The organism is Streptomyces sp. NPDC002309 (genome assembly GCF_053593375.1).
Genome location: NZ_JBSFCI010000014.1, coordinates 159,865 through 166,266, shown reverse-complemented (window position 1 = coordinate 166,266; position 6,402 = coordinate 159,865). Strand labels below are relative to the sequence as shown.

General features: G+C 72.3%; 6 protein-coding genes and 2 pseudogenes. 5 read left to right on the top strand and 3 right to left on the bottom strand.

The genetic code is table 11. The annotated features are described in order from the left end of the window. Window positions 1–321: cation:proton antiporter domain-containing protein (locus ACWCPM_RS14615; RefSeq protein WP_450976501.1), on the bottom strand; the 321-nt coding region annotated here is incomplete at its 3' end. A gap of 312 nt (window positions 322–633) precedes the next feature. On the opposite strand from ACWCPM_RS14615, the pseudogene ACWCPM_RS14610 reads away from it, so the two are divergent. Next, a pseudogene (locus ACWCPM_RS14610) lies at window positions 634–723 on the top strand (DDE-type integrase/transposase/recombinase); the annotation flags it as partial. A 16-nt stretch (window positions 724–739) separates the two neighbouring features. Further along, a pseudogene (locus tag ACWCPM_RS14605) lies at window positions 740–1,140 on the top strand (transposase); the annotation flags it as partial. A gap of 116 nt (window positions 1,141–1,256) precedes the next feature. On the opposite strand, the gene ACWCPM_RS14600 reads toward ACWCPM_RS14605, so the two are convergent. Then, window positions 1,257–2,450, bottom strand: a complete 1,194-nt coding sequence (locus ACWCPM_RS14600) for a globin domain-containing protein (protein WP_450976508.1) — start codon at window positions 2,448–2,450, stop codon at window positions 1,257–1,259. 892 nt (window positions 2,451–3,342) lie between these two features. On the opposite strand from ACWCPM_RS14600, the gene ACWCPM_RS14595 reads away from it, so the two are divergent. Further along, window positions 3,343–3,618, top strand: a complete 276-nt coding sequence (locus ACWCPM_RS14595; RefSeq protein ID WP_450976500.1) for a hypothetical protein — start codon at window positions 3,343–3,345, stop codon at window positions 3,616–3,618. A 336-nt stretch (window positions 3,619–3,954) separates the two neighbouring features. Here ACWCPM_RS14595 and ACWCPM_RS14590 read toward each other — a convergent pair whose 3' ends face one another. Further along, window positions 3,955–5,067: a baeRF2 domain-containing protein gene (locus ACWCPM_RS14590; RefSeq protein ID WP_450976499.1), complete on the bottom strand. Its 1,113-nt coding sequence runs from the start codon at window positions 5,065–5,067 to the stop codon at window positions 3,955–3,957. Between the two features lie 87 nt (window positions 5,068–5,154). Here ACWCPM_RS14590 and ACWCPM_RS14585 point away from each other — a divergent pair, with 87 nt between their 5' ends. After that, window positions 5,155–5,460 (top strand): DUF6158 family protein, encoded by a 306-nt coding sequence (locus tag ACWCPM_RS14585; RefSeq protein ID WP_450976498.1) that lies wholly within the window; start codon window positions 5,155–5,157, stop codon window positions 5,458–5,460. 194 nt (window positions 5,461–5,654) lie between these two features. Beyond that, complete coding sequence (locus tag ACWCPM_RS14580) at window positions 5,655–6,308, top strand: hypothetical protein (RefSeq protein ID WP_450976497.1); 654 nt, start codon at window positions 5,655–5,657, stop codon at window positions 6,306–6,308. Window positions 6,309–6,402 lie beyond the last annotated feature (94 nt).

Below are 6,402 nucleotides of genomic sequence, written 5' to 3'. Positions count from 1 at the left end.
GATGTGCATCAGCCAGCCGACCGCAGCCGCGAGGGCGGCCGAGGCGAGAAGGCCGGTGCCGATCAGCCGCGCGCGGGGCCCGCGGAGCTGCTGGATGTCGATCTCCAGACCGGCGAGGAACAGTAGGAAGCCCAGTCCGATGACCGACAGCAACTCGACAGCGTTGTCCGCCTCGACGACGTGCAGCACGGCCGGGCCGAGGACGATGCCCGCCAGGATTTCGAGCACCGCGCCGGGGAGGGGAAGCCGGGGGACGGTGGCGAGCAGGAGCGGCACACCGGCCGCTATGGCCAGCACGATCAGAAGGTTGTCGTAGCCCATCGGGACTCCAGTGGCGAGGAGGGCGCTGTCGGTTCGTTGTGAAGGTGGCTGGTTGAGGGCGTGGTGACCGGGGTGCGGTGGGCCGGGTTGCCGGGTTGCCGGGCTGTGGGTCAGGGTGCCGTGGCCACGGTGCTTGTCGGACGTACCGGTGACCTCGGGGGCCAAGCGGTAGCGGAATTCGGTGGCGGGGAGGAGGTGGCCCCGGGGTCGGAAGTGGCGAGAGATTGCTCCGTCGTCTGAGCAGAAGCCCTCGTCGCACGTTCGCGCTGCCGGATAAGCACCGTCAGCCTGGCTGGGGGCAACGAGGGCTATGTGGAGACCGACAGCCAGTGGCATCGGCTCTGGCGGGCGGTGGACCAGGACGGCAACGTCCTCGACATCGTCGTCCGGAGCAGGCGCAACCCCAAAGCCGTCATCGGGGCTGCCCGCCCGCCTGTGCTACTGACCGCGCCGGCATACCGGCCGCAAGGGTGAGCGCCGCTCGCTGAGCGCGAGTGACTGCATGCGCCGGCTCAACGGCGTCCTCCACCTGCTCAAGGCCCCGCAGATCGTGGTGTGGGACCGGCTGAGCACCCACATCTCCAAGACGATGAAGGCGCTCGTGGCCCGATGGGGCTGGCTGACGGTGGTCCTGGTGCCCCGATATGCACCCGAACCCAACCCGGTGAGGGGGCCGTGGGCGCATATCAAGCGGAGACTGACCGGCCTGGCCGCCCGCAGCTCGGCAGGCGGCTCAAGGCGCTGCAGTACCGCTACGACACCCTCGGCGGATTCCTCGCCGGGACGGGACTTGCTCCCGGCAGACCGAACCGACCCTGATGCGCTGACATCGGCAACTCGGGGGCCATGCAGGCATGGTGGGGGCGGCAGCGCGGCACGGTATCGCCGGTGAGCCCCCGGGCCGGTGCCGGGGCGGTTCGGGACAGCCGACTGGCTCACTCCTGGCCGAGCCACAGGTCCGGACCGAAGACCTCGTAGTGGATGTTCTGGGCGGGAACACCGCTGTGCAGCAGGTCACCGCGGATTGCGCGCATGAACGGCAGGGGGCCGCACATGTAGACGCTCACGTTCTCCGGGTGTTCCAGCGTGGTGACGTCGGCTCGGCCGGGCAGTGCGTCCGGCGCCTGGTCACCCGGCTCCTGGTACCAGAGGTGCAGCTTCGCGTCCGGGAGCGCGTCGACGAGTCGGCGCTGTTCGTCGCGGTGGGGGTGGTGGGCGGGGGTACGGTCGGCGTGGACCACGGCCACCTGGCGGGTCGATCCGGTGACGGCGAGGTGGTCGAGCATGGTCAGCATCGGAGTGATGCCGATTCCCGCGCTGGCCAGCAGCAGCGGGTGGTTGCCCTCCGGCAGGACCAGGTCACCGGCAGGGAGGGACACGCTGAGGATGTCGCCGGACGCGACATTCCGGTGCAGCCAGTTGGAGACCTCACCCTCCACGTCCCCCTTCTGCTCGCGCTTTACGGTGATGCGCCACTCCGAGCGGCCAGGAGAGGTGGAGAGGCTGTACTGGCGGATCTGGTGGGCGCCGTCAGACAGCTCGACCTGCACACTGACGTATTGGCCCGGACGGAAGGACCTGACCGGACTGCCGTCCGCGGGCCGCAGAACCAGGGAGACCACGTCGGAGGTCTCCTGGTGCCGTTCGACGATCTCCATCTTCTGCCAGACGTCGCCATCGGCGACACCGGCCTGCTGGTAGAGCCGGGCCTCGATGGCGATCAACGAGTTGGCCATCAGCCAGTAGACCTCGTCCCAGGCAGCTGCCACCTCGGGGGTGACGGCGTCGCCCAGCACCTCGGCTATCGCCCCGAAGAGGTGCTTGTGGACGATCGCGTACTTGTCGGAGGTGATGCCGAGGGAGACGTGCTTGTTCGCAATCCGGGAGAGCATCGTGTCCGGCCTGGTGTCGGGGTGCTCCACGAGCATGGTGGCGAAGGCCGCGATCGATCCGGCCAGGGCCTTCTTCTGTTCACCGTTGGCCTGGTTGCCGCGGTTGAACAGGTCCCGCAGCAGCTCGGGATGGGCGTCGAACATTCTCTTGTAGAACAGGTCGGCAATATCGCCGATGGCTGCGCCGACGGCCGGCAGGGTGGCACGGATGACCGGGGTGGACTGGTGCGAGAGCACGACGAGCTCCTTAATTGGTAGTTGATCTTCATATTTAATTGCATGAGCGCGCACGCGCACCGGGAGGGCGTGGGTCACTCGGGGGGCGGCGGCCGACCCGTCCGACCAGCGACGGACCAGCAGGCAAAGCCATCCGGTCGGTCACGGCCGGCGGATCGAGTGCGGCGCAGAACGCTTCCCGTGCGTCGCGCACCGCCCGGCAGGGCCGGCAGGTCATGCGCAGCGAACGCGGCGGATCACCTTCGCGGGCGGCGATCTCGCCCTCGGCCTTTAGGTCCCGCTCCGGCGCGCCCATCGAAGCCTGGCGGCCGAGACCTGCCAGTCCGAGCCCCCGCCACGACCCCGGCGGGCCCTCCATCACGCCCGGATGCCGCAGCCGGGTGATCCCTCGCCCTGTGGGCGTAGGGCGCATCCACGGCTTCTGCCGCTTCACGCGTGGTCAGGGAGCCGCCCTGTTCGGAGACCGCTAGACGCATCAGGGGCGCAGCGCCAGGTCGGTAACTTCGTCAACCGCATGCCCCGACGCTATCAAAGGCGCATCTAAGACTCCAATTTAAGGAGGGGTGGCCCGTGCGTGACATACGCCACGAGAGGCCGCCCGGTTCGCCGTCCGTCCGAACGTCATCCACCGCTGGATGTGCTCCCTGGCCCGAGGGCCATGAGTTGGGCCGTATCGAGGCGTTGCCAACTCGGCGGGCGACGTGTCGGGTGAGGGTGTGTCAGGACGTGCGCCGGGAGCCGGCTCCGCGTTCATCTGATCCCTGCTCCCCCATCGGCCGAAACCGAGCCCCCAGGTGCAAGTCCTCGGGGCCGCCCTCGCCCGGGACCAGGTGGTAGGAGAACGGGTGCCGCCGCGGCGGCGGATCTCGGAGGCCGGCGCCCCGACCGCGAAATGGCCGAAGCCTCGGCCCTGTTCCCCCACCACGTCCAGCGCACCCTGACCGCTACCGGCGCCGTGCATCCCGGCCCCGGCCTGCTGCGGCAGATCATCAACCGCAACGGCACCTCGCGCCGCCCACGACCCCGCCTGCCCACACCGCCCCGGCACTGGACTCCGCCCGTCACGCTGCCCCTGGATGCGACCGACGACCGTTCCCGTGGGTTCGCCGGCGCCGCTCTCGGCGCGCCCGGCTTCGGTGGCGGGCTTGCGCGGCTTTGGCCGGCGTGAGTGGCGAGGGGCGAAAGTGTTTCCACGGGAGTTGTCAACGTGGCTGGCACCGAGCGACCGCGGCCCGCGCTCGAACCAGCGCGGCCGCTGCCTGTTCGTCGGCGAGCTGCCCGGCAATCCGGTGCCAGACCCGTTCGGCGACGGCGAGCTCACCAGAACGGGCATGGAGCGACAACGGGCACCACGACAACTGCATCGGTCCTTGAACAGAGCCGAGCATGCCCGTTGTCCATGTTGTCCCGCCCGGGGATCCCCAAGATTCCCGACACAGTCGAGCCAGGCCCCGCCGCACGGGTCCGGGGGCCGAGCGGCCGCGCCGCCCCCGGTCACGTCAGGTCACGCCTCGCGTAGGAGCGCGCCCAGGCCGCCCACCGGCACATCGCGCTCACCGGCCTTCTCCACCGGGGCCAGCGAGACCACCGGGGAGTGCGTCGCGACCGCCGAGCGGAGCAAGGCGTCGTCCACGCGGGCGGCCCAGGAGATCTGCTCGCCGAGGATCGTCAGTTCCGTACGGCGCACCGCCAGCTGGTCGGCGTCCTCGCCCACCCACACCTCGCGGTGCGTGTCGCCGCCGTCCGGGCGGACGACCAGCTCCTCCACACGGTGCTTACGCGCCGCCTCGACCAGCGCGGGCAGGCCCTCCGCCGCCCCGGGGCGGCCCTCCTCGTCCGGTGCGCGGGCCGCCAGGAACCGCTCCAGCTCCGCCTCGGCGTGCCGGCGCACATGGGTGGCGCGGGCCTCTTCCACGTCCCCGTCGAGCAGTCGGCTGCCCGCACCGTGCGGGGCGTCCACGACGCGCTCGTGCAGCCGCTGGGGCAGCCGCTCGCGCACGGACCGCCGCTCCAGGTCGTCGCCGACGAGAATCAGCAGGTCGGCGCCGGTCTCCTCCTGGCACACGGCGAGCGCGTCCGCGATCTCCGCCGCGTTGTGCTCCCAGGCGTTCTCCACCCGCAGCTGGAAGTGCCGCTCCGACCAGTCGACGGCTCCGCTCCGGTGCGTCGGCCACCGGTGCCCGGTCACCAGGCCGGCCGCCTCACGGGCCGAGGTGCTGCGCAGCTCGAAGTCGGCGCCCCGGCGGTCGACGTACGCCACCACGGCCACCGCGTCCTCGCCGCTCAGGTCCAGCAGCGGGGTGGCCCGCGGCAGCGGTGCCCACACCGCCTCGTCGCGCCGCGGGGCGCACGTCAGGGGCGGATCGAGGACCACCGCGCCCGCACGGGCGAACAGGGCCCGGCCGCGCGGCTCGGGCGAGTCCCCCAGCTCCCGGATCGCGTTCCGCACGGCATGGCAGGTCGCCTCGTCGGCGCCCTGACCAGCGAGCTCCTGAGACATCGCCTCCCCCGGCAGCCCCTGGCGGGAGGCACCCTCCGGGTGCCGTGACAGGTCGACGTACACGGAGGCCCAAGGGCCCGGATGTTCGTAGAGTGGATGCAGGAACGCGAGATCCATGGCTCCCTCCCGGTTGCCGCTCGGGGGCAGTGCTTGCCGGGCGGGTACCCGTACCGCAGGAGAGAACACGACGAGCGGGGTACCACGATGACCGGAGTCGACCCGGGCCGACTGGACGACCAGCAGCTCATGAGAGAGCTGGAGACCATCCACCGCACGCGCCACGACACCCTGCTGCACGGCTCGAGCGCCGCGCTGCGCGTGCACAACGAACGGATGGCCCTGCTGGAGGGCGAGTACCTGCGCCGCAATCCGCGCCGCTTCGTCGCCCCCGGCCGCACCCGTGACGGCGCCCGTGAACGCGGCTGCGGCGAGGCGGCCCGCGGCGGGCGGACCCCGGTCGGCAAGTGGGGCCCGGGCAGCCGGGCGACCCGGGACTCCGGCGCCGTGTGACACGCGCCCGGCGGGAAGCGGCGCGCGGGAGCGTCTGACGGACGCGGCCCCCGCCGGGACCGGACGTCGTCACCTGGTTGGGCGTGCCGTTCCCGCGAATGGGGTCCGGGCGCGGGCAGGAGCGCGGGCCGCGGGCTGTGATGGCTGTGGGGGTACGGAACCGTACCTCCCCGTCGGTCCGAGGAGCCCGCGCCATGCGCCGCAGCGTCCGTGTCCTTTCCGTACTCCTCATAGCCGGGACGGCTCTGGGCGGGGCCGTTCCCCTCGCGTCGGCGGAGCCCGAGGCGGAGGTCGCGCCCGCCGCCCGGCCGGACGGCACGGTCACCGTCGACGTCGTCTGCGACGCCCTGACCGGGACGCCGCCCGAGGCGATCGAGGCGAACTCCGAGGCCTTCGCCGAAGGCACGGTGCGGCTGCGGCGGGTCGCCGACGAGGAGGCCGCCGCGTCCGGTCCCGAGTACCGGGGGAGCGCCGTCGTCCTGCCCGAGAGCACCTTGGCGGCCGGCCCGGCCGCCGGCGGGGAAGGGGCGTGGACCGTCGACGGGACCTGCCCGGCGGCGGCCGGTGCGACCGGCAGGACGTGGAGTACGACGTTCACCGTGCCGAGGGGAGACGCCGCGGCCACCGTGCCGAGGGGAGACGCCGCGGCCGACGGCTCGCCCGTGTGCGCGGAGTCCCAGCAGTGGTGCGGCGGCGGCCCCGCGGTCGAGCACGGCGTACAGGCCGGCCGGGGTGGCACCTTCGGCGACTCCGTGCCCGCGCTGGTCGCCGGCGGGCTGCTGATCGCGGGAGCGGCCGGAGCCGCCGGCCACCGGCTGTGGCGCAGGGACACGAGGGGTGACGCCTGAGGCGGCGTCCGGCTGGGTACGCAGAGCGGGAGCACGAGCGGCACCGTACGCACGGGCACCGTCCGGCGAACCGACCCGGCACCCGGGCGACCCG